The 23,499-nt window shown below is 27.9% G+C and carries 20 protein-coding genes and 1 pseudogene; 7 read left to right on the top strand and 14 right to left on the bottom strand.

Annotation, left to right across the window (positions count from 1 at the left end):
* Positions 1-92 precede the first annotated feature (92 nt).
* The 8 genes from PG913_RS06830 to PG913_RS06865 form a co-directional block, all read right to left on the bottom strand.
* Positions 93-809, bottom strand: a complete 717-nt coding sequence (locus PG913_RS06830; RefSeq protein ID WP_271230071.1) for a LytR/AlgR family response regulator transcription factor — start codon at positions 807-809, stop codon at positions 93-95.
* A 129-nt stretch (positions 810-938) separates the two neighbouring features.
* Positions 939-1,130 (bottom strand): hypothetical protein, encoded by a 192-nt coding sequence (locus PG913_RS06835; protein ID WP_271230072.1) that lies wholly within the window; start codon positions 1,128-1,130, stop codon positions 939-941.
* Positions 1,131-1,132: 2 nt separating this feature from the next.
* On the bottom strand, positions 1,133-2,176 hold the full coding sequence (locus PG913_RS06840) for a sensor histidine kinase (RefSeq protein WP_271230073.1): 1,044 nt from the start codon (positions 2,174-2,176) through the stop codon (positions 1,133-1,135).
* Positions 2,176-3,315 (bottom strand): FIST signal transduction protein, encoded by a 1,140-nt coding sequence (locus tag PG913_RS06845; protein WP_271230074.1) that lies wholly within the window; start codon positions 3,313-3,315, stop codon positions 2,176-2,178. The genes PG913_RS06840 and PG913_RS06845 overlap by 1 nt, the downstream gene beginning before the upstream one ends.
* A 3-nt stretch (positions 3,316-3,318) precedes the next feature.
* Positions 3,319-5,409 (bottom strand): PAS domain S-box protein, encoded by a 2,091-nt coding sequence (locus PG913_RS06850; protein WP_271230075.1) that lies wholly within the window; start codon positions 5,407-5,409, stop codon positions 3,319-3,321.
* The gene (locus PG913_RS06855; protein ID WP_271230076.1) at positions 5,409-5,948 is read right to left on the bottom strand and encodes a heme NO-binding domain-containing protein; all 540 of its coding nucleotides are present in this window, start codon (positions 5,946-5,948) and stop codon (positions 5,409-5,411) included. Before PG913_RS06855 ends, PG913_RS06850 begins: the two co-directional genes overlap by 1 nt.
* 6 nt (positions 5,949-5,954) lie before the next feature.
* Positions 5,955-6,368, bottom strand: a complete 414-nt coding sequence (locus tag PG913_RS06860) for a response regulator (protein WP_271230077.1) — start codon at positions 6,366-6,368, stop codon at positions 5,955-5,957.
* A 241-nt stretch (positions 6,369-6,609) separates the two neighbouring features.
* The gene (locus tag PG913_RS06865; RefSeq protein ID WP_271230078.1) at positions 6,610-8,409 is read right to left on the bottom strand and encodes a hypothetical protein; all 1,800 of its coding nucleotides are present in this window, start codon (positions 8,407-8,409) and stop codon (positions 6,610-6,612) included.
* A gap of 177 nt (positions 8,410-8,586) precedes the next feature.
* On the opposite strand from PG913_RS06865, the gene PG913_RS06870 reads away from it, so the two are divergent.
* Positions 8,587-9,162 (top strand): helix-turn-helix domain-containing protein, encoded by a 576-nt coding sequence (locus tag PG913_RS06870; protein ID WP_271230079.1) that lies wholly within the window; start codon positions 8,587-8,589, stop codon positions 9,160-9,162.
* Between the two features lie 36 nt (positions 9,163-9,198).
* Here PG913_RS06870 and PG913_RS06875 read toward each other — a convergent pair whose 3' ends face one another.
* The 6 genes from PG913_RS06875 to PG913_RS06900 all read right to left on the bottom strand — a co-directional run bounded on the left by PG913_RS06875 (position 9,199) and on the right by PG913_RS06900 (position 17,196).
* Positions 9,199-11,016, bottom strand: a complete 1,818-nt coding sequence (locus PG913_RS06875) for an alkaline phosphatase family protein (RefSeq protein WP_271230080.1) — start codon at positions 11,014-11,016, stop codon at positions 9,199-9,201.
* Between the two features lie 156 nt (positions 11,017-11,172).
* The gene (locus PG913_RS06880) at positions 11,173-11,856 is read right to left on the bottom strand and encodes a phosphonatase-like hydrolase (RefSeq protein WP_408648485.1); all 684 of its coding nucleotides are present in this window, start codon (positions 11,854-11,856) and stop codon (positions 11,173-11,175) included.
* An 11-nt stretch (positions 11,857-11,867) separates the two neighbouring features.
* The gene (locus PG913_RS06885; RefSeq protein WP_271230082.1) at positions 11,868-13,025 is read right to left on the bottom strand and encodes a TIGR03364 family FAD-dependent oxidoreductase; all 1,158 of its coding nucleotides are present in this window, start codon (positions 13,023-13,025) and stop codon (positions 11,868-11,870) included.
* On the bottom strand, positions 13,015-14,298 hold the full coding sequence (locus PG913_RS06890) for a DUF5690 family protein (protein WP_271230083.1): 1,284 nt from the start codon (positions 14,296-14,298) through the stop codon (positions 13,015-13,017). The genes PG913_RS06885 and PG913_RS06890 overlap by 11 nt, the downstream gene beginning before the upstream one ends.
* 44 nt (positions 14,299-14,342) lie before the next feature.
* Entirely contained in the window at positions 14,343-14,987 is a 645-nt protein-coding gene (locus tag PG913_RS06895) for a TonB-dependent receptor domain-containing protein (protein ID WP_333780819.1), read from the bottom strand.
* The gene (locus tag PG913_RS06900; protein ID WP_271230084.1) at positions 14,962-17,196 is read right to left on the bottom strand and encodes a TonB-dependent receptor; all 2,235 of its coding nucleotides are present in this window, start codon (positions 17,194-17,196) and stop codon (positions 14,962-14,964) included. Before PG913_RS06900 ends, PG913_RS06895 begins: the two co-directional genes overlap by 26 nt.
* A gap of 263 nt (positions 17,197-17,459) precedes the next feature.
* Here PG913_RS06900 and PG913_RS06905 point away from each other — a divergent pair, with 263 nt between their 5' ends.
* From PG913_RS06905 to thrC, 6 genes and pseudogenes are all read left to right on the top strand, one after another.
* A complete protein-coding gene (locus PG913_RS06905; protein WP_271230085.1) occupies positions 17,460-17,819 on the top strand; it encodes a hypothetical protein in 360 nt (119 codons plus the stop codon).
* A gap of 7 nt (positions 17,820-17,826) precedes the next feature.
* Positions 17,827-18,207, top strand: a complete 381-nt coding sequence (locus PG913_RS06910) for a YchJ family protein (RefSeq protein WP_271230086.1) — start codon at positions 17,827-17,829, stop codon at positions 18,205-18,207.
* Positions 18,208-18,232: 25 nt separating this feature from the next.
* Positions 18,233-18,379, top strand: coding sequence for a hypothetical protein (locus PG913_RS06915; RefSeq protein ID WP_271230087.1), 147 nt, complete (start codon positions 18,233-18,235; stop codon positions 18,377-18,379).
* A 110-nt stretch (positions 18,380-18,489) separates the two neighbouring features.
* Positions 18,490-20,932 (top strand): annotated as a pseudogene (thrA, locus tag PG913_RS06920) (bifunctional aspartate kinase/homoserine dehydrogenase I).
* Between the two features lie 93 nt (positions 20,933-21,025).
* A complete protein-coding gene (locus tag PG913_RS06925; RefSeq protein ID WP_271230088.1) occupies positions 21,026-21,958 on the top strand; it encodes a homoserine kinase in 933 nt (310 codons plus the stop codon).
* Positions 21,959-22,023: 65 nt separating this feature from the next.
* Entirely contained in the window at positions 22,024-23,310 is a 1,287-nt protein-coding gene (gene thrC / locus PG913_RS06930) for a threonine synthase (protein WP_271230089.1), read from the top strand.
* Positions 23,311-23,499 lie beyond the last annotated feature (189 nt).

A 23,499-nucleotide genomic window follows, 5' to 3' on the forward strand; every position in this document is an offset into this window, starting at 1 on the left:
TCTAAAGTTAAAAAAACACTTAGTTAAAACCTAAAATCTTCGTTATTATTAGTTTATCCATAGACGAAATACAAAAAACTATCGATTAAATTTTATAATAAATTTAATCGCTTCATTAACTCTGGTCGTTTAGACCTACTAACAGGAATTACATCTCTTTTTATTAACACACTATTATCTTCAATATCGATAATTTTTTTAAGATTAATAATATATGAACGGTGTACTTTAAGAAATAATGATTCTGGTAATTTTTCTTCTATTTTTTTTAAAGTAGAATGAACTACATAATTTTTATCTTCTGTTTTTATATTAATATAGTCTCCTTTTGCTTCAACTAAATAAATACTTGGCAAATCTATTTTTATAAGGCGTCTATCAATATTAATGTAAAAATCATTACTATAATCTGACTCTAGCTCTACTTTATTTGAGGTAGTTACTGATTCATTTTTTAATTGATAATTTTGAGCTTTAAGTATTGCTTTTTTAAATCGATTTAATTCAATTGGTTTTAATAAATAATCAACAATAAAACTGTATTCAAAAGCTTCAATTGCAAAATTAGGATCTGAAGTTGTTAAAATTATTTTTGGAGCATTTTTAAGTGTTTTTATAAAATCTAACCCATCAAAATCAGGCATATGAAGGTCTAAAAAAATAAGATCAACTTCATTTGAGTTTAAGAATTTTATTGCTTGCATTGCATTTGAAAATTCACCCAATATATTTAAAGACCCTACTTGCTTACAAAGAGATTTAACAATAACTCTTGCAGTGGTTTCGTCATCAACAATTATATAATTCATAGTTTTAAATAGTTTTCAAGTACTCTGAAATAACTATTAAAATTTCATCAAAATCTTCAACTTTATCTAACTTAAGCTCTCTTAGATTATGTTCAAATTCATTAGCTATTTTATAACTTTTTTCAAGACCTAAAATACTAATTTTATGTTTAATTCTATGAACATTTTTTTCGATTTTTTTATATTCTTTTTTTTAAGGCTATCATAGTAGTCTTTTTTTTCTTCAGGAAATTCTGTTTTTATAACATCTATAAGTGTTTTTCGTATAGATTCATCTCCTCTTGCTAACTTATCTACATATTCTAAATTAGGTTTTTCCATAGTTATTTTTTAATTGTAAAGTAAAAAGTAGACCCCATATTTAATTGAGATACTATCCATATTTTTCCATTATAGACTTGTATAATTTTTTTAACAATAGCTAAACCTATACCAGCCGATTTATAATCATTTTCTAATTTTAAAAAAGCAATAAAAATTTTATCAAAGTATTTTTCTTCTATTCCGTTTCCGTTATCTTTTACATAAAACTGCCAAAAACTATCTTGTTCAGAAAAACCTATTTCTATTTTCTTATCTTCTTTATTATTAAATTTAACAGCATTTTCTATCAAATTTAAAAATAATTGTTCTAATAAATTTTTATCTCCCTTTATAATTGGGAGTTTTTCTGGTATATTAATATTGATGTTTTCAGAAAAATCAAGTTCACTAAAAACTGTTTTAAGTAAATTATCAATATCTAAGTTACATTGTTTTTTTTCTATTTTTTCAATAGTAGCATACTTATGAATTGCTCTAACTAAAGTATCAATTTTTTGAATATTATCTCTTATCAATTCAATTCTTTCTTTTCCTTCAACCCCTAAAACATCACCATAATCATCTGAAAGCCAAACAGACAAAGCTTCTACACTTTGTAAAGGTGTTTTTAAATCATGAGAAATCATATGAGTATAATTATTTAACTCTTGATTTTGTTGCTCTAAACTTTTTAATAAAAAATCTTTTTGTTGATTTATTTTTATAATCTCTTTAGTTTGATTATCGATGAAATCAACTAATTTTAACGAATCTGAATTTTCAATAGAACTACCTTGTTCTAAATCATAAAATTTAAGTGTATTAATAACTCCTTTAAGTTTATCAATAACATTTCTTTGAGAATTTGTTTCTTCTTTTAACTTTTCACTAGCATCAAAAAGCTCTTCAGAGCTAATCATTGTAGCTCGTTGTAACATTAAAAATTGATTATCTGCCGTGGTATACGACCTATCAATTGCATCTAAAAAAGATTCTAATTCTTTATTAGTTTGTAAATTTTCAGGTAAATATTTTCTAATTTGTCTTTTTAAAAGTGAATTCATTATTCGCTTATTAGCGTTATTGTCATCGTTTGGTTGTGTAATTGACAATCATTTTCTCCATTAAATGGCGCTATTTCACCATAAGAATACAATCCACAAACGGTAACTTTATTTCCAATAGTTGCTACAACTTCCTCTAGCTCCTCTTCTACTCTTTGATCTAAAACTAATTTACGTCCAATACAACTAACTAAAATTGCCAATTCTGGTTTGTTTTTTCTTGACTCACTAGCGTTTATAGCAGCTAATTCAGCTGCGTTAACAATATTATCTACATTGGTCATCATTAACTGTACTTTAGAGTTTTCTAAAATATCACCAGCTAAAATCATTGAATTATCAGATTCATTAATATTTAAAATGGTTCTAACAATAGATTGTTTATCATTTGTAGACTTCACTTTTAGTGGATATAATAAAGCTGCAGCTGGTAATTCTTTTGATTTATCACCTAAATATTTTTTGTATAAATCTAATGCTGGTTTTTTATCTAACTCATATAAAATATTTCCTTTTGATTTTGTTACAATTCTTTCAGGGCCAAAAGGTGTCCACCCACCTTTAATAGCAGAAGAAACTTCTAAAGACTCACCATACAAACCGACTGCAATAATTTCTCCTGACTTAGGATTTTCATTATAAGATGCTATTGTTTTTTCAAATCTTGCTGCATCACCACACAAAGCGCCAGTAATTAATAAATTATCCTGTGTAGCAGTATTCATACCTTTTGTTAACTGACTTCCATTTATAAAACTCCCTTCGGAAAGTATAAAAAGATATTTTAAACCTTCTTTAGTAAATTGATTTATTAATTTTTCACCTATTTTAAAACTATCTATTTCAGTTTCTGAATTAAAAACATTTGTAGTTTTAATTACATAATTACTTCTTTCAAATTCAATTGCAGTAACTGTAACACTTTGATCATCTACTGTTTTAGAAGTAATATCTCCGGATGTTGAACCAAAAATAATATGTCCATCTTTAAATATATCTCTTATTTCATTATAAATATCTTTATCTTCTAATAATAACCTGTTACCAAATACCAATACTAACGGCTTTTTTAAAGCTAATTTATCACCTAAATACTGCCAATTTGTATCTATATTTTTTTGTAATTGAACTGTTTTCATTTATTATTTTTTAATAGTGAAATAAAAAGTAGTCCCTAATTCTGGCTCACTTTCTAGCCAAATAGTTCCTTCATATAAATTTACAATTTTTTTAACAATAGAAAGCCCAATACCAGTAGAATCGGGTCTTTTATTAAGTGATTGAAAAATTTTAAATATTTTATCATGAAATTGTTCAGCTATTCCAATACCGTTATCTTTTACCGAAAATTGATATAAAAATGTTTTTTCGATAAAATCTATTTCAATTAGCCCTTTATCTTTATTATTAAATTTTATAGCATTACTAATTAAATTCTGAAACAGTTGTTTAAACTTTGTAGTATCACCATTTACTATTGGTAATTTTTTAACTACTTGAATACAAATATTATCAGGTATAAATAATGTTTTCTTTAAACTGTCAATAATTAAATTTAAATCTACTTTTACTTTATCATTCGTTTCTGTCCCTGAACTAGAATATTCTAAAACACTAGAAATCAAATCCTCCATCGTTTGTAAAGTTTCTTCTATTAGCTTAAAATTGGCTAAAGTAACTTCATCTAATCTACCTTCATTATCTGTTTTTACCCAAGAAACTAAAGCATCAATACTTCTTAGTGGAGATTTTAAATCATGAGACACAATATGTGCATATTCATTTAACTCATCATTACTTTTTTCTAACTGACTTAAAAGTTGCTTATTTTTAACTTCTGTTTTCTTTCTAAATCTTATATTTATAGCACTTTTTAGCTGCATAGAAACCAAACTTGCAATATTTTCTAAAGTATGTAAATGTTCTTTTCTGTAGTGATTTTTATCTATATGTTCAGAATCGATAACACCAATAACTTTACCTTCACTTATTATTGGTACAGATATTTCAGAAAAACGTCTTTCTCCTTCTATAATATACCTACTATCTTTAGAAGTATCATTTACAATGACAGCTTTACCAAATTTAGCTACATTACCTGCAATTCCTTCACCAATAGGTATAATATTTTTCTTTATTCTTTTTTTATCTAACTTTAAAAAATTTGATGCAATTTGTTCTAAGGTGTTATTTTTATGATTTACTAAATAAATTACACAGTCTTTAGAACCTAAATATTTCGCTATTTTTTGAGTTACTTCCCAAGCTATTTCATAAATATTATCTTTTCCTAAAATTGATTTAGCTAAATCATTAATCATATCAATAATTAATGTTCTTTCTCGTTTTAATGTAACATCTTCAACAAGTACAACTTGATATTTAATTGCTCCAAAAGTATCTCTTACCGCATTAACATTTGCTTTTACCCATAAAATAGAGCCATTTTTACGTTTATATCTTCTATCTAATACAAAATTATCAATAGCACCACTATCCATTTTATCTAAGTATTTTTTAGATAATTGGAAATCTTCTTTAAAAGAAATATCTTTAATTGTTAATTCTAAAAATTCATCTTCAGAATAACCAAGAAAATTCTGAAAAACACTATTTGTTTTTATAAATTCGCCTTGTTGTATAAGAGCTATTCCTAATGATGAGTTTTCTATAATAACATCTAACTCTTTTTTTTGTTCACTAATTAACTCTGTAGTTCTTTTTGTTTCTGTTATATTTCTAATTATTCCTTGAGCAGCGATTTTTTTATTATTTTTATCGTAAATTAAAGTTGCATTTATTTGAACCCATTTAACTTCATTCTTTTTAGTTAAAATTCTAGCAACATAATTTGAAAACGAGCCTGTTTTATATAATTTATAAAAAGATTTAAAAGAATAATCTGAATCTTCAGGATAAATTAATTTTTTTACATTTAATTTATCTTTTGATATATCATACCCAAAAAAATCTATCGCTGAATCATTCATTTTAAGAACATTTCCTGATAAATCCATTATTAAATAAGAGTCATTAATATTTTGAAAAACACCTTTTAATTCTGATGATTTTTCTTTTAATGATTCTTCAAGTTTTGTATTTGTTTCTTTTAATTCTTCATATATTAAATATAATTCTCTTGATTTATCTTCTAATATTTTCTCTGCAATTTTCCTTGCTGCTTTCTGTCTTTTTAAAGCACGTTCTAATATATCTATTCGGTTCTGACTCATTAATTTTGATTAATAATAAATTTCACCTCTGTACCATCTTCTTTTATTTTTTCTAAAATAATTGTTGCACTTGAATTAAAATACTCAAATGTTTTATTCATTAAACCAAGCCCAAAATGATGCATTGCTCTACTCGATTTATAAATCATTATAAGTGATTTATCTGTTCTATTTTCTATAATAAATGTTGGTAATTCTGCTTCAGGATATATTTTTTGAACTTCAACATGAATATGATTTTCAATAGAAGCTAACATTTCAATAGGATCTTTATAAGTTTCTAAAAGTCCTGGATAACTTTTTTTGATAACACCAAAAAAGTGTTCAGCATATACTAATAATAAATCATCAATAGAAAGTGAGGTGTGATTACTTAAATGCTCTAATAGTTGTAGCATTTCAGAAAAACGATAAGTTCCAATTGCTGTATATACTCCTTCAGACTCTAAATCTGATTGAGTTATAATTTTATCAACAACTTCTAATCCGAATTTTTCTTCTACTAAATCTAAAAACTCTGTAAAAACAATTCCTTTCATATCTTTTTAATATTTTTTTAATTCATTTATACTCCAATAAGATAAAACTATTTCAATTTTCTTAACATAATCCTCATATTTTAAGGGTTTTAAAATATAACCTGAAACACCTATTTCATAACACTCTTCCATATCTTTTTGGTTATCCGAAGTTGTTAAAATAACCGTTGGTATATGTTTTAAATCGTTATTATTTTTTAAGATTGATAAAAACTCTATACCACTAATTTTTGGCATGTTTAAATCTAATAAAATTAAATCAGGAAAATTAGTTTTTTCTTGTAAAATTTCAAGAGCTATTTCAGCATCCTTTGCTTCTGTAATATTATGTTGCAATTCTAAAAATGAAACAGTTCGCTTCATTTTCATTATTTCGATAATATTATCTTCAATTAATAAAATGTTTAAATTTTTCTTCAAAATATATTTATTATTATTTATTGTTATCTGGAATAAATTTAGTCTAAAAAAAAAAATCACGACTTATAATGTGTTTATCACATATTTTATACCGTTGAATGGTATTTAGATTTAGACGAATGGAAATAACAACAAAATTAAATTACAAGCTAAATTTTTTTATATTTTTTTATCACAAAAAACTCCTGTATCATTTTAAATTAAAATGATACAGGAGTTTTCAAAAAAATAAGTAAATTGACTAACTTAATTTTTCTATAGCTATATTTAATCTATTTAGAGTTTTAGAACTTCTTTCTAAATCTGATAAAACAGTAGGTGAATTTTCAATAGCCTTTTTATATTGATTACTAAATAATTGTTGATAATAAGCTAAACCTTCTTTTAAATTACTAGCAAATATTTTTAAGTATTTTATTTCTTTTGGAGTTGCGTCAATAGTTGTTTCTTCTAATTTATTTTTTAAATAATCGATATAAATACTTAATTCTTTAATAAATAAATTAGGTCTATCTGCACTGGTTATATTTTCTGATTCACCATAAATAGCTTTTGTAAGTTCATTTAAACGCATCTTTTTAGAAAAATAAGCAATATTTGGTCCTGGGCAAACAGAAACACCTGTTCCTTCGGTTTTAGTATCTAAATCATAAGCTAATAAAGCGGAAGTTCCCAATCCAACACAGGTACAACTTTTTGCTATTATTTTTTGATATTTAATATCATAGGCTTCTTTTGATAACACTTCACTATCGAGTTGTTTTATTTTTAAATGCTGAAATTGTCTTGATGCTGTACAAATTCCTTTTTCAGTAAACTCTTTATTTAAACCTATAAATTTTTTAGGGCAAGCACTTCCTGGTCTTCCTTTATTGATAAAAGATTCTTTTTCTAAATCTTTTGTATTTCCTTTTAAATTATGAAACGGAACTCCTAAAGGAGAAATATCACTTAAATAAACATCCTTTTCTTTTGCTGAAATTAACTTATTTAAAGTTTCGGTATCAACTGTTGTTGCTTCAGGAACTAATAAAAAAGGCGTTCCCCAACCTACCGAATCAACTTTATAATAATCCAATAAAAACTGATGTTCATCGGCAGTTCCAACGCCACCTTGTGCCGAAATCTTAAACTGTAAATTTGTTTTCGAAACTACATATTCTTTTTTTTCTAAAGCAGAAAAAAGTAACGTTTGAATTGACTCTTGTAATTCATCTCTTTTATTTTTGAATTCTTCTAAAACAGGTCCTAATAAATATCCGTCGGTAGCAAAAGCGTGTCCGCCACAATTTAAACCTGATTCTATTCGATATTCTGAAACCCAAATCCCTTTTTTCGCTAAAAATTTACCTTGAATTAAAGCAGAACGATAATCACTTACTTTTAAAATAATTTTTTTGTTGATATGCCCATTTTCATCAGGATAAAAACCTTTAAATTTTTCTAGATAAGCGTATAATTTAGGATTCATTCCTGCTGAAAACACCACTGATGAATTAACATCACTGTTTGCAAAACCTCTTAATGCTGCGTGTGCATCATTATATTCAATAGGTAATTTTTCATCTTTTATGTAATTATCTTTATCAACTTTGGTCATAATATTTACATCAATCTGCCCCATTGATAAATTTTCTTTTAACCAAGTTGTCGTATTTTTAAGATCAAAACTAGTTGCTGTTAAGTTCTTAAATTCTTGCTTTAACGATGATGAATCAGGAAGTTCTTCAAAAAAATCAGTAATATCTTGTTTTGTTTGGGTAATATTCTTTTTAAATTCTTCAAATTTATCTTCAGAAAGTGTTTTCATTAAGTTCAAATAAGACGTTACTCTTTTTGCTCTAAAATCTTCCATTTTTTCTGTAATTTCATCATATGGCATTTTAAATTTCAAAGCATACATCTTTCGTATTTTTTCTAATAAAATGTCATCTACTAATGAAATAACCGAATCTATTCCAAATCTTGAAACCTTTAATGGAGAATCTATAGTAAATCCAATTCCCATAACAGGAATATGAAATGAATGTGTTTTTAACATAATTTAAGTATTATAGTCATTAAAGTACGCAAGCTACTAGCAATTGTTATTTTATTCTATGATAAATATCATATGATTACTGTAACTAAAACACCTTTTTAAATTCTTATTTTTTGTTAAAAAAGAGATAAGAATTTATAACATTACAAAAAACCTTATTTTAGCAAATAAAAAAGCATGAGTAATTTTTTAATTGGAATTGGTAAACGTATCAAAATCATCAGAAAAGAACAAAAATTAACTATTAGCGAAGTTGCTTCAAATGCAGGAGTATCTAATGGCTTAATTTCTAGAATAGAAAACGGAAGAACCATTCCTTCATTACCTGTTTTATTGGAATTAATAAGTGCCTTAAAAATTGATGCAAGTGCTTTTTTTAAAGATATTGAAAATTCACAAGCAAGTAATTATATTCATATAACAAAAGAGCAACAGCAATTAATTGAAAAAGAAGTTGAAGCTGAAGGTTTTACTTACAATCATATTTTTAGTAAAAGTGTATCTGCCATAGGTTTTGAAGCTGTTATTTTAAATATAAAGCCAAATTCTAAAAGGGAAAAAGTAGTTACCGATGCTTGGGAGTTTAAATATATTATTAGTGGAAAGTGTACTTACTTAATCAATGATGATGAAGTAATAGTTTCTGAAGGTGATTCTTTATATTTTGATGGTAGAAAACCACATGTTCCTATGAATAAATTTAATGAAAATTGTATAATGCTTGTTTTATACTTTTATTCTGAAAACAGGTAACATTTTTTAAATACTACCTGTTAACAAAATAAAAAGTTAATTATTTAAACTAGGCCAAGTAGTATCATTTATTAATTTTGGATAACCAGAAACAACTTTATTACTTATTTTACTATACTTAATATAAGTATTATCACTTAAAAAGAAGTAACAATATATTGAATTCCAATCTACAGCTGCTGTTATTTTTGTTTTATAAGATACTAAACCAGACCAGTTAGTATTGGTAATTTCTTTTGGATACCCTGGAATAATTTTATCATTACTGATACTGTATTTAATGTAAGTTCCATCATTTAAAAAGAAATACGCATCATTATCATCCCAATTTAAAGCCGCTACTATTTTACTTTTATAAGGCGCTAAACCAGACCAATTATTATTTGTTATTGAAACTGGATAACCAGCATCTACAGCATCAGAATTCATATCATAACGTAAGTATCTTCCATCTTTCAAGAAAAAATAACCTTTATTATTATTCCATTTGAATGCAGCACTAATTAAGTTTTTATACTCTCCTAAACCAGCCCAAGAACTGTTATTTGTTTCTTTAGGATATCCTGAATAAGATTTGTCTAACACTTTATTATAACGAACATATTTATTATCGCTTTTAAAAAAATAAGCTATGTTATTTAAGTTATCATTCCAATCTAAACCTGCTATAATTTTTGAATTACTTGAGACTACTGATGCAGTTTGACCATTCAATAACAAAGTATAATTAACAATTCCTTCTGATTCATTATCAACAAAAAAACCTTGTTGTGCTGGTACTGAATTTAAAAAAACATTGTTTCTGTAAATATCTACATTATTAGATAAATTTGATTCCCAATAAATAGTATTAGTATTTTGCATCATTACTTTTCTAGCTCCTACATTTCCGACTAATGATGTACTATTTAATTGCCATTCTTTTTTTATTAAAACTCCTAAATGCGTTAATACAGAAGGTACTATAGCTGTTTGTGCAACGTTCCCATAAATACTATTAAAATTTTTATTAGGAATTGTTGAAACAACTGAAGTAAACTCTTCATTTCCTATCTTATTCATGCCTACAAAAATTGTTTTCTCTTGAAGAGATTGCCCTCCGTGTCCATAACCACCTATAGCACGTCCATGATCGGTTACCACCATAATTAACCAATCTTCATTTGTTCTTTTTTCAATCTCTGATACAATTTTACCAAACTGTTCATCTGCTTTTGTAATTGCTTTATTATAAGAATTTCCAAAACCTACTGAATGCCCTACTACATCAATATCATCTAAATGAACAAAAACAAAATCTGACTCTTTAGTATTAATTGCATCTATAGCATTTGTAACACTATTTTCATCTCCACCACTTTTAGAATGATAATCTAAAAAATTTAATTTATCTCTAAAAAAATCATGAATTGGTCCCCAAGTAACAATACTTGCTGTTTTTAAACTTGAATTTGATTCTTTAATCAATTCAAAAACACCTTTTACTTTCGATATGTTTGATGTGCTATTGTCTTTTACTTGATGTTTATTTGCCCAAACACCTGTTAGAATTGTTGTCCAACCAGGACCGCTTTTTGTTTTTTGTTCTGAAAAACTCCCCTCTATACCTCCAGTATATGCTTTTACAATATTTAATTTATCTAAATTTGGTGTTGACGTTTCTGAAATTTTGTCAAACTGTAATCCATCAAAACCGACCAATAATACTTTCTTTTTTAACCCTGATTTTGAGGCTGTTTTTTTACTTGATTTTTTTTGTTTAGAATCAATATTTTCTAAACTACTTTCTTCACAACTATATATTGATAGTGTAAAAATTAAAATTGTCAACTTAAATAAATAATTTGTTTTCATAAAAAAGTTTACTAATAGTTAATTTAACTATCTAAATTTATACTATTTGTAAACTTTAAAAAAATAAAAACTACGTATTAACTCTAATATAATCTAAGTAACATTAAACATACATTTAATAAATAATTACTTTACAATATATTAATAAAGAAATAGTTAAAGAATATCGTTTATAAAATTTAATGATTCTAAAACATAGGTCGGTTTTTCTTTTTCTAATTGTTCTTTGGTTTGTGCGCCTGATAAAACACCTACTGTAATTCCGCACCCTGCATTTTTCCCTTCTTCAATATCAATAGCAGAATCACCTGCTTTTAAAACTTTTGATGCATCGGTAATTCCGAATAATTCCATAGCTTGAAATATCATATCTGGGTGTGGACGACCGTTTACAACATCACTTGCTGTAATTAACGCATCATAATGTATTTTTTCATCCCACTGTAATTTATCTAATAATAAAGTCGCTGTTTTTCTATCATATCCTGTGTTTAAAACAACTTTAATTCCTTCCGATCGTAAATTTAGCAACACCTTTTCAATTCCTTTTATCGGTTTTACTTCTAAAACGTCATACGCCACTGCTAATAATTTTTTAAAATTATCAAAAATAGTTTGAGAATCTTTTAATTTATCAGAATTTAAATGTATTAAAACATCTTTAATTGCTTTATGTTTTTCCTTTCCTGCTCCATATTCTAAAACCGTTTCCAAAGACACCTCAACATTAGCCGCTACAATTGCTTTATGCAATGTTTTATATACTACATTTTGTTCATTCACTGTTGTTCCTGCCATATCAAAAACAACCATTTCTATTTTTCTCTTTGTTTCGCTCATCATCATCATTATTATATATTAAATATTTTATTGATATTTTCTTTTGAAAACCCAGCACTTCCTGTCATTCCTTTTCCACCAATACCCGTTACAACATGCACATTATCACTTACAGCATATTCAAAAATATCTTTTTCTTTACATTGACTGTAAAAACCTGCCCATTTATATTGAATATCATAAGTTGGTAAGTCTATTATTTTTTTAGCCTCGTTAATCATAAAATTATCAATATCTTCATTTAAGTCGAAACCTAAATCATCGATATTTTTTGCAGTAGCATATTCGTGAGAATCTCCTAAAATTACCGAACCATCTGTAGCTTGTTTAAATAAAATATGAACACCATATTTTTTCTGAAAACTATCAGGATCTTCTTTTGCTTTAATTTGATCCCAAGAAGCACATTCTTCAAAAGACTCATACCTACGGATTGTAGAACCTGTTAAAATAGAACCATCTAAAGTATAATTCTTCTGAGGTTTGGTTTGCATCATTTGCAACTTAGAAACTACTAAATCGCTATTATTATAAATTGCTGGATATAAGGTTTTAAAATCAACTCCGTTACAAATAATAACTTTTGAAGCTTTAAATACCACATCGATTGAAGATGTTACCACCACTTCATTATTAATTTCTTCCGTATTAATAACTGTTGTATTGTAATGAATATCAATATTTTTTTCTGCGGATAAAAAAGAATGCAAGCGATGAATCATCGTTTTTGGTTCTACTGTTACTTCTTCAGGAAAAAATAAGCCTGCTTTACAATAATCTGCACGTAATCCTGCATATTTATCTAAACATTGTGCTTTCGTTAATAAATTTGAAGTATAATTATTGTTTTTATTAATCTGATGTAATTCTTCAATTAACTGAACTTCTTCATCATTAGAAGCTAAATAAACCGTACCATTTTGACGAATTGTAACATCAAACTGATTTTGAATATCTTTATAAATAGCTAAACTTTCTCTTCCGTAATTTTGCCATTTTTGATTCATTCCCGAAGGTACTACTTGCCCGAAATTACGAACCGTTGCTCCTTGTGGCTTATTATCTCTTTCTAAAATTGCTACTGATAATCCTTTTTTTGCTGCGTGATAAGCGTGAAAAGTTCCTAAAACTCCACCTCCAACAACGATTAAATCATACTTATTGTTCATATACTAATTCTTTTAATTGTACTGGTTTCTTATATTTATTCTTAAAAAACTGAAAACTATAAATTGTTATTGCTAATCCTATAAATGCTAAAAAATATAATGCTTGTGTAAAAAATGAAAGCCAAGAAATATCTCCTTTTCCAAAATTCTTATAAAGAAGAATCAGAATGCTTCCTAAATATCCGAAGGCATCGGCAATGTAAATTAAGAAACCTACGTTTCCGTTAATTTTAAAAGTTGCAATCATTCTATCAAAGAAAATTCCGTTAAAAGGTACGTAACAACTGTATAATCCTATTCCTGAAACTACCATCCAAACTAATGGTGTAATAATTTCTTGTTGATATAAATATGTTGATACTAAAATTGAAACACACCCAATAATCAACACATAATGATAATACATAAAGGCTTTATAATTTTTAGTGATACTACCTATCATCCCTAAAACAATCAATACAATAATTGCTATTGGTATTTCAGAAATACTATAAATAGAAGCATCTGTATAACCTAAAGAATCCCATATTTCTCTGGCAAAATTGTCTCTAAAATCTCTAATTGATGTTAATAACATAAAGAAGAAAACGATAAACGTTAAAGGCAATGCATATTTTTTAAATAACTGCTTTCTTTCTTGTTTATTTAACGGCTTTCTTACGGCTCTTAATAGTTTATCTTCTGTTGTTGGTGGTGGTAATTTTTCTAATAACCACGCAAAAAACAGCAATGGAAGTATAAAAAATAACCCTGTAATAAATGGCATCCAATATTCATCAAACTGAAATTTATCTAACACCATTTTACCTATTGTTTTAACAGCTCCTGAGGAAACTATAAAACTAGATGATAAAATTACTCCTAATAATTCGGTAGCTTTTCTTCCTTCTAGATAAGAAAATACAATTCCCCAAATCATTCCTAATGGTAGTCCGTTTAAAAATAAAAAGAGAATATTATAAGGTGCTGGAACAACAGCAAAACCTAACAATGCTAATTCTGCCGAAAAAATAAAACCAACTAAATAAAGCATTCTTTTGTGTGATTTCATTTCTGAAATTACTTTTATACCTACAAATTTTGATAATGTATACCCAACCACTTGAGCTACGATTAATAAAATTTTATAATCAACGCCCCAAAAAGCTAAGTTTTCAAATGTTGCTACTGTAAAAGGTTTTCTAAAAGCATACATACAAAAATAAGTACCGAATGCAGCAATAGAAGCTTGTAATAAAAAACGTAAACGCATAAGTTCTTTTTTTAACATCATTAGCCCTCAATTATTGAGGGCTTTATGACTGTATTTAAAAACCACTATAAAGTGAATTTAACACCAATGTTTCCTTTAACACCGTAGTACTCTACTTGTTTCGGGCGGTCTTGGCTTTTACCGTAATGATATATAAGGGGATTATTTAAAATATTATTGAAATCGGTATATATTGTCCATTTTTTTCCTATTTGATAAGATGCTGAAAAATCTAACGTATTATATTTTCCGTAATACACATCATCAATATCTCTTTCACCGTAAGCAATCGCATATTTTCCTTTATGATTAAAAGCTAATCGAGTATTAAATCCGCCTTTTTCAAAAAATAATTGCGCATTAAATAAACTACCTGCTTGATAAGCCATTCCTACTTTTCTTCCACTTGCTTTTGTCATTTCAGAATCCATAAACGTAGCGTTTAATTGTGTTCCAAAGTATTTTAAAAATCCTGGTAAGAAATCAAAACGTCTGTTAATCCCTAATTCTAAACCACCAATCCATGATGCTCCTCCACCGTTTACAGGAGTCGTAAATTCAACACCTTCTTTTCCGTTATAAGTTCCTTGATAAGTATCATTATAAATAATATCTGTAATCGATTTATAAAAAACACCTGCATTTACAACACCTACATTCTGAAAGTAATATTCTCCTAATAAATCAAAATTCCATTGAAAACGTTGGATTTAAATCAGGATTACCTCCTTTAAATTCATTATCAAAAGAAATAAAAGTTCCTGATGGAGAAATATCTCCAAAATTAGGTCTTGAGAAACTTCTTGTTGCTGCAAAACGGATATTTAAATCTCTTTTAGGAGAATATTTAACATGTAACATTGGCAATACCGCCCAATATTTTTTAGTCTTTATTGATTTTTTCAAAGCATCATTTTCAACAACATATCCTGATACTTTTGTTTCCGTTTTTGTAGCTCTTAATCCTCCTAAAATAGTCCACTTTTCAGAAGCTTTTAAAGTTCCCATACCATAAAATGATAAATGAGTTTCATCAACATCAAAATTTCTTCCTAATCCACTATTATATTGTAAAGCTGATGAATCATCTTCTAAAACACTTAAATTTTCTTTGTTTGATGCCCAAAAATTATTCATTCCTTCGGTAGATAAAACAGGTCCAAAAGTTGATTGAATATTAGAACCCATTTCATTTAAATAATCGGCTCTACCTGGTTGTTCAATAATATATTGAGAAGAATCTGATAACATTGGAGTTTCTCCTACACCATTCCATCCGTAGTATAGGTCTTCAAAAGTTGCTCTACGATCTTTATCTCTATATTTCGTACCTACTTTAATTTTGAAGTTATCGTTAATCGTATGTTCATAATTTAATGAAGCTGCTATATTATCTCTTTCTTTTATTGATATTTTATATAATTCTAAATCTGAAAACTTCATTTTAGTTGCATCCATTTTAAATTTAGAATCGCTAAAAAATCCAAATAAAGCATCGGTATCATTATAATCTAACTTACCGCCATCGGCTTTCCAATAAGCTCTATCGTCACCAGCACCACCAGCATCTTTTGGTCTGTTATCTAAATAATCAGCATTGATACCAACACCATCTTGTTTAAACTTTACAACAAAATAACTTTTATCTTGAGCTGTTGGCGTGTTTCCGTATTTAAATTCATTAGCATAAGAAGCAATACTCCAATCGAATTTTCCGTTTTCAACAAGATGTCTTCCTCCTATTTCTTTTCCAAAAAGCTCTGTAATTAATTCGTTATGTATATTTTGTAATTCTACTCTTGTAGTGCTTGTTCCTGAATCGAATTTATCAAAACGAATTCTATGTTTATAATGTTCTTCAGTATCCGATAATGTTCCGTAAACTCCTCTAAAATACATTTTATGAGTGGGTGTAAAATTATATTCCATCGCTGCATTTAATCCCATGGTAATTCTTACCCCATTATAATCTCTTAACTCCATTCTAAAAACACCTTCGTCTCCTTTTCTACGTGCTTCAAAATTATCAGTACCCCAACTTCTATTCCAGTAAGAACCATTAACCATATATCCGAATTTCCCGTCTTTACTTTTATTACCAATAGTTAAAGAAGCATTATAAATTGGTTCACCAGATTTTTCATTAAAACCTCCACCAATATTTACATTTAAAAGTTTTTTGGTTGGAGCTGTTTGTGTGATAAAATTTACACCGCCACCAATACCGTCTGATTCCATATCAGGCGTGTACGCTTTTGCTGCTTGTACATATGAAATTAATTCCGATGGAAAAAAATCAAAAGCCGTTGCACGTGAAGTCGTTTCTTCTTCGGCTGTTGGAAGTCTATTTCCGTTAATAGTTGTTGATGTCCAAAACGGAGGCAATCCTCTTACTGATACAAAACGCCCTTCACCTTGATCTCTTTCAATAGATAATCCTTGAATACGTTGCACTGTTTCTGCTGCATTACGATCTGGTAATTTACCAATACCATCAGAAGCAATTACACTCATAATACTCATTGATTTTTTTTGAATACTCAAAGCTTTCGCTTCACTATTTCTTCTTGCTCCTCCATTAATTACAACTTCTTCTAGTGCATTTGAAGAAGGTAACAATGCTACTACACCTATATTTTTACTAGCACTACCAACAATAGAAACATCTACTATTTTTGTTTGAAAACCTATATAAGAAATTTCTAATTTTATGGTACCATTTTTCATTTTATTTATCAGAAAATTTCCATCAAAATCTGTATAGACTCCTTTTGTAGTTTCTGCTACCGAAACACTTGCTCCAGGTAACGGAAAATTACCATCAGTTACAATTCCTGAAACGTTAGCTTCTTGTGAAAAAATAGCATTACTTATAAAAAGAACTACTAGTGTACTTAATAAAAGTTTAAATTTATTCATTTGTTTAGTTTTACAATAGTTAAATTATCTGATGCAAATCACGTTATTTTTTTACTATTTGTAAACTTACAGATGTTAAGAAAACTTTTACAAAAAGATATTTTAATGTTAGAGAATTGTTAATTAAGTAATTATATTCTTTAAATTAACAATTCTAATATTTACTTTTTTACATAAAGTTACGCCTATTAAATAATCATATAATTAGTTCGTACTTTTGTACGCTACATAAACTATACTAATTTTACACTTTTAATACAATAATGATAATACAAGACTTAGTTGGTAAGTATACTATAATTGGTAATAATCAAGATATAGAAGAACATTCGTATAAAGGAGTACTTTCTTTACAACTTGATATTAATAATCGAATAGTTGCTAAATGGTTAATCAATAATGAACAAAAACAAACTGGTTCAGGTTTTTTTAATGATAATATATTAGTTATCAATTTTAACTATAAAGGAGAAGATAACAATACTTATAAAGGAGTTGTAGTTTACAGATGTATTTCTAAAGATATTTTAGACGGATTTTGGTCTGAAAAACACGGAAATCCTTTATTTTTAGGAAAAGAACGTTGTTTTAGAATTGATACAAAAAATACTCCCTTAAATTAATAATAATATGAAATGCCCTTGCAATCCTAGTAAAAGTTATGCTGATTGTTGTGAAATAGCACATAAAAACATTCAAGATGTTTTAACTGCAGAACAATTAATGCGCTCTCGTTATAGTGCTTTTGCATTAGCTAATGTTGATTATTTACAGAAAAGTCATCATTCAAGTACTCGCCCTTCAAAAGAAGAAAATAAAGAAATTTTACTTTGGACAAAATCTGTAGAATGGCTTAAATTAGAAATCATCAATACAAATAAAGGTACAGCTTCTGATATTACAGGAAATGTAAAGTTTGAAGCATTTTTCAAAGAAAATGATAAAATCGACATGATAAAAGAGAATTCTTCTTTCTGTAAAGAAGATAATCATTGGGTATATTTAAAATGATAAATTATTTACTTCGATAAAAAGATTGATTATTAAAAAAAAGTTTACATTTGACGCAGTGTTAAACAACAGAACAAATATAACTTCTTTACCTATCGTAGCTCCTACGATAAATTCTGTTGGTTTAATTATTTCTACAATTATTATTTCTATTATCATTATTACCCTTTAGGGGTTAATTATACACATATAACTTTCGCATCTATTTATTTTTTCAATAATTGAAATACAGATAAATAACACCTAATAATTTCTATAATTAATTTTTTTTATACATTTAAGATGAAAATTTTAAAATTCGGAGGCTCATCCGTAGCTAATAGTGAAACAATAAGTAAAGTAGTTCAAATAGTAGCAAAAGCTGCTACTAAAGAAAAAATAGCTGTTGTTGTTTCTGCTTTTGGCAAAACCACCAATAAATTAATAGCTTCTGCAAATAAGGCTGCTAATAATGATGTAAATTATACCGCTCTTTTTAAAGAAGTAGCACAACATCATGCAGAAGTAATTTCAGATTTAGTTCCTAAAGAAGCACAATCAGAAGTTCAAGAAAAAGTAAATACCTTATTTAATCAATTACAAACCTTACTTGAAGGTTGTTTTTTACTAAGTGAAGTTACGCCAAAAACAATGGCTACAATTAGTGGTTTTGGTGAGCGTTTATCATCTTATATAATTTCTGAAGTTGCTAAAAATACTATAAATGCTACTTTTAAAGATAGTAGAGAACTTATTATTACTTCTAATGTTTTTGATAAAGCACAAGTAAATTTTACCGTTACCAATAAAAACTGTCAAGATTATTTTAATCAAAATACATATCAAGTAACGGTTTTACCAGGTTTTATCGCCAAAACAGAAAACGGACTACCAACAACATTAGGTAGAGGTGGCTCTGATTATACTGCTGCTATTTATGCCGCTGCTTTACAGGCAAACGAATTACAAATTTGGACAGATGTTAGCGGAATGTTTACTGCAAATCCGAGTGTTGTAAAACAAGCTTTTCCAATTCCTGAAATTTCGTATCAAGAGGCAATGGAACTTTCACATTTTGGAGCAAAAGTTATCTACCCTCCTACTATTCAACCTGTATTAGAAAAAGAAATTCCTATTGTAATAAAAAACACTTTTGAACCATCAAATATAGGTACTTTAATCGCCAAAAATGTAAAAAGCACTAATTTAGTAAAAGGAATAACACACATAGAAGATATTACTTTATTAACTTTAGAAGGTACTGGAATGGTTGGTGTATCTGGTATTTCTAAACGTTTATTTGAAACACTTTCTAATAAAGATGTTAGTGTTGTATTAATTACACAAGCTTCTTCAGAACATTCAATTTGTGTTGGAATTTATGATGAAGATGCTAAAAAAGCCGAAAAAGCTATTAATGATGCTTTTGAAACTGAAATAGAGCGTCAAAAAGTAAAACCTGTAATTGTAGAACAAGGTTTGGCTATTTTAGCTTTAGTTGGTGATAATATGAAAAATCATCAAGGTTTAAGCGGACAAATGTTTAGCGCTTTAGGAAAAAATAATGTAAATATTAGAGCCATCGCACAAGGTGCTTCTCAAAAAAATATATCAGCAGTGATAGATAGTAAAGATGCTAAAAAAGGATTAAACACCTTACACGAACAGTTTTTTGAAGAAAAAGTAAAACAACTTAATTTATTTGTTACAGGTGTTGGTAATGTTGGCGAGCGTTTTTTAGCGCAAATAAATCAACAAAAAGACTACTTAAAAGAACATTTAAAAATGAGTATTCGTGTTGTTGGACTTGCGAACTCTAAAAAAATGACTTTTGATACCAATGGTATCGATTTAAATAATTGGAAAGATGCATTAAGTAAAGGAGAACCTGCTACTTTAGATGATTTTTTCAATAAAACAAAAGATTACAACCTTCGTAATGCTGTTTTTGTTGATAATACTGCTAATCAGAAAGTATCTGAAACATACGAACAATATTTACGCAATAGTATAGCCGTAGTTACTTGTAATAAAATAGCGTGTGCATCTAGCTCAGAAAACTATAAAACATTAAAAGCTGTTTCTAGAAAATATAATGCACCATTTTTATTTGAAACCAATGTTGGTGCAGGTTTACCAGTTATTGATACGCTTAAAAATTTAATTGCTTCAGGTGATAGAGTTCAAAAAATACAAGCAGTTTTATCGGGGAGTTTAAATTTTGTTTTTAATAATTTTAATGAAAATACTACTTTTCAATGATGTTGTTGCTCAAGCTCAAAAAGAAGGATATACAGAACCTGACCCGAAAATTGATTTAAGCGGTGTTGATGTTGCTAGAAAAATATTAATATTAGCTCGTGAAAGTGGTTATGAATTAGAATTATCTGATATTGATAATAATGCTTTTTTACCTGAAAAAAGCTTAAATACAACCAATAATAATGATTTTTACGCTAGTTTAACAGAATTTGAGGCTCATTTTCAAAACATATTTAAAGAAGCTAACGATAAAAACTGTCGTTTAAAATATGTAGCTGAATTTGCTGATGGTAAAGCTAAAGTAGGTTTACAACATATTCCTGCCGATCATCCTTTTTACAATTTAGAAGGAAGTGATAATATTGTATTATTTTTCACAAATAGATATCCTGTAAATCCTTTATTAATAAAAGGTGCTGGAGCTGGTGCAGATGTTACTGCTTCTGGTCTTTTTGCTGATGTTATTCGCATAGGAAATCGTTAAGATAACTTTTATCTGAATAAAAAAACCATACAAATAAACATCAACTAAAAAATGATTACTATTGTTTTTTAGTTTATTTAAATTGCAAAAAAAATGGAATATATAAAAATATTTGCTCCAGCAACTGTTGCTAATGTTTCTTGCGGATTTGATTCTATGGGATTAGCCGTAGATACAATGGGTGATGAAATGACGTTTACAAAAACAGCAGAAAAAGGTGTAAAAATATCAGAAATAACAGGTGCTGATGGTTTAAGTTTTGACCCAACAAAAAATGCTGCAGGAGTTGTTGCTTTAGCAATGTTAGCAAAACATCCTGTTGATTTTGGTATTGAAATAACCGTGCATAAAGGATTTTCTCCAGGAAGCGGATTAGGTAGTAGCGCAGCAAGTTCAGCAGGTGCAGCTTTTGGTGTAAACGAACTACTAAATAAGCCTTTTTCTTTATTAGAAATCACAAAATTTTCTATGATAGGCGAAGAAGCGGCTTGCGGTACTCCAATTGCCGATAATGTTTCGGCGGCTATTTATGGCGGTTTTGTGCTCATCCGAAGTTATGAACCTTTAGATATTATAAAACTTCCTGTACCTAGTGAATTACAATTAGTTGCTATACATCCACAAATTGAAGTAAAAACTAAAGATGCTCGTGAAGTTTTACCTGATAATGTGTCTTTAAAAAATGCTGTTACTCAATGGGCTAATGTTGGCGGATTAGTAAGCGGCTTGTACACAAACGATTATCAATTAATCAGTAATTCATTAACTGATGTAATTGTTGAACCTGCTCGTAAACACTTAATTCCTCATTTTGATTTAGTTAAAAGTGAAGCCATTAAAGCAGGTGCTTTAGGTGCTGGAATTTCAGGTTCTGGACCTACTATTTTTGCTTTATGCAAAGGTGATGATGCTGTTAAAAAAGTACACAAAGCCATACAAAATGCTTATGCTGATAAAAATATTGACTTCACATTATTTTCATCAAAAATAAATACAGAAGGAATCAAAATTTTAGAAACTAAATAAAATAACGTTATCGTAAATAAACAAAGTAATTTTGTTTGATTTAAAATGACATTAAAAAAATAAAAATGAACTATTATAGTCTTAATAAAAAATCGCCAAACGTTAGTTTTCAAGATGCTGTTGTTAACGGATTAGCTCCTGATAGAGGTTTATATTTTCCTGAAAACATAACACCTCTTTCTTCTGATTTCATCAAAAATATTGATACCTATTCTAAGGAAGAAATTGCTTATGAAGTTATCAAACAATTTGTTGGTGATGAAATTCCTACGGATGTTTTACAAGATATCATTAAAGAAACACTTTCTTTTGATTTCCCTGTAGTTTCTGTTGAAGAAAATGTAGCAACTTTAGAGCTTTTTAATGGTCCTACCATGGCTTTTAAAGATGTTGGTGCTCGTTTTATGGCACGTTGTTTAGGATATTTCAACAGAAATAATAACGACCAACTTACTGTATTAGTAGCTACTTCTGGTGATACTGGTGGTGCTGTTGCTGATGGATTTTTAGATGTAAAAGGTGTAGATGTTGTAATTTTATATCCAAGCGGAAAAGTAAGTGATGTACAAGAAAAACAATTGACAACTTTAGGAAAAAACATTACTGCTTTAGAGGTTGATGGTGTTTTTGATGATTGTCAAGGCGTGGTAAAAACGGCATTTTTAGATGCTGAAATTAGCCGTACACTAACCTCTGCAAATTCAATTAACGTTGCTCGTTGGTTACCTCAAATGTTTTATTTTTTCTTAGCTTACAAGCAAGTTTATAAGCAACAAAAAGACGTTGTATTTTCTGTACCAAGTGGAAATTTTGGTAATATTTGCGCAGGAATGATGGCTCAAAAATTAGGTTTACCTATTAAACATTTTGTTGCTTCAACAAATATTAATGATACAGTTCCTAATTATTTAAAAGACGGAGTGTACACTCCAAAACCATCAAAAGCAACTATTTCAAATGCTATGGATGTTGGAAATCCTAGTAATTTTATCCGTATTCAAGAAATATTTGCAAACAATATTGAGGCGTTAAAAAATACTTTTTCTTCATATTCTTTTTCTGATGATGAAACACGTGAAGCAATGAAATTAATCCACAAAAATAGTGGATATATTGCCGACCCTCATGGAGCTGTTGGTTATTTAGGAGCGAAAGAATATCAAAAAACAAATGAAGATACTTTATGTATCTTTTTAGAAACTGCACATCCTGTTAAATTTTTAGATGTTGTAGAAGAAACTTTAACTGTTAAAGTAGCTATTCCTAAACAAATTAAATCAGTAATGAATAAAGAAAAAAAGTCTTTTAAAATGAGTACTTATGATGATTTAAAGAAGTTTTTAAATTCGTAAAAAAACTTTATACATTAAAATCTAAAAGCACAATACAGTAACTTAATAAGCCTCTATTGATATTAAAAATCAGTAGAGGCTTTTTTAATATATATTCTAGCAAATAAAAATCGAACTCTTATTCGATAATATATCATTTAAAATATATCAAAAAAAGTACTAAAAACACAATAATTATCACTTAAAAAA

Origin of the sequence: Tenacibaculum pacificus (assembly GCF_027941775.1) — a bacterium.
Taxonomy (GTDB): domain Bacteria; phylum Bacteroidota; class Bacteroidia; order Flavobacteriales; family Flavobacteriaceae; genus Polaribacter; species Polaribacter pacificus_A.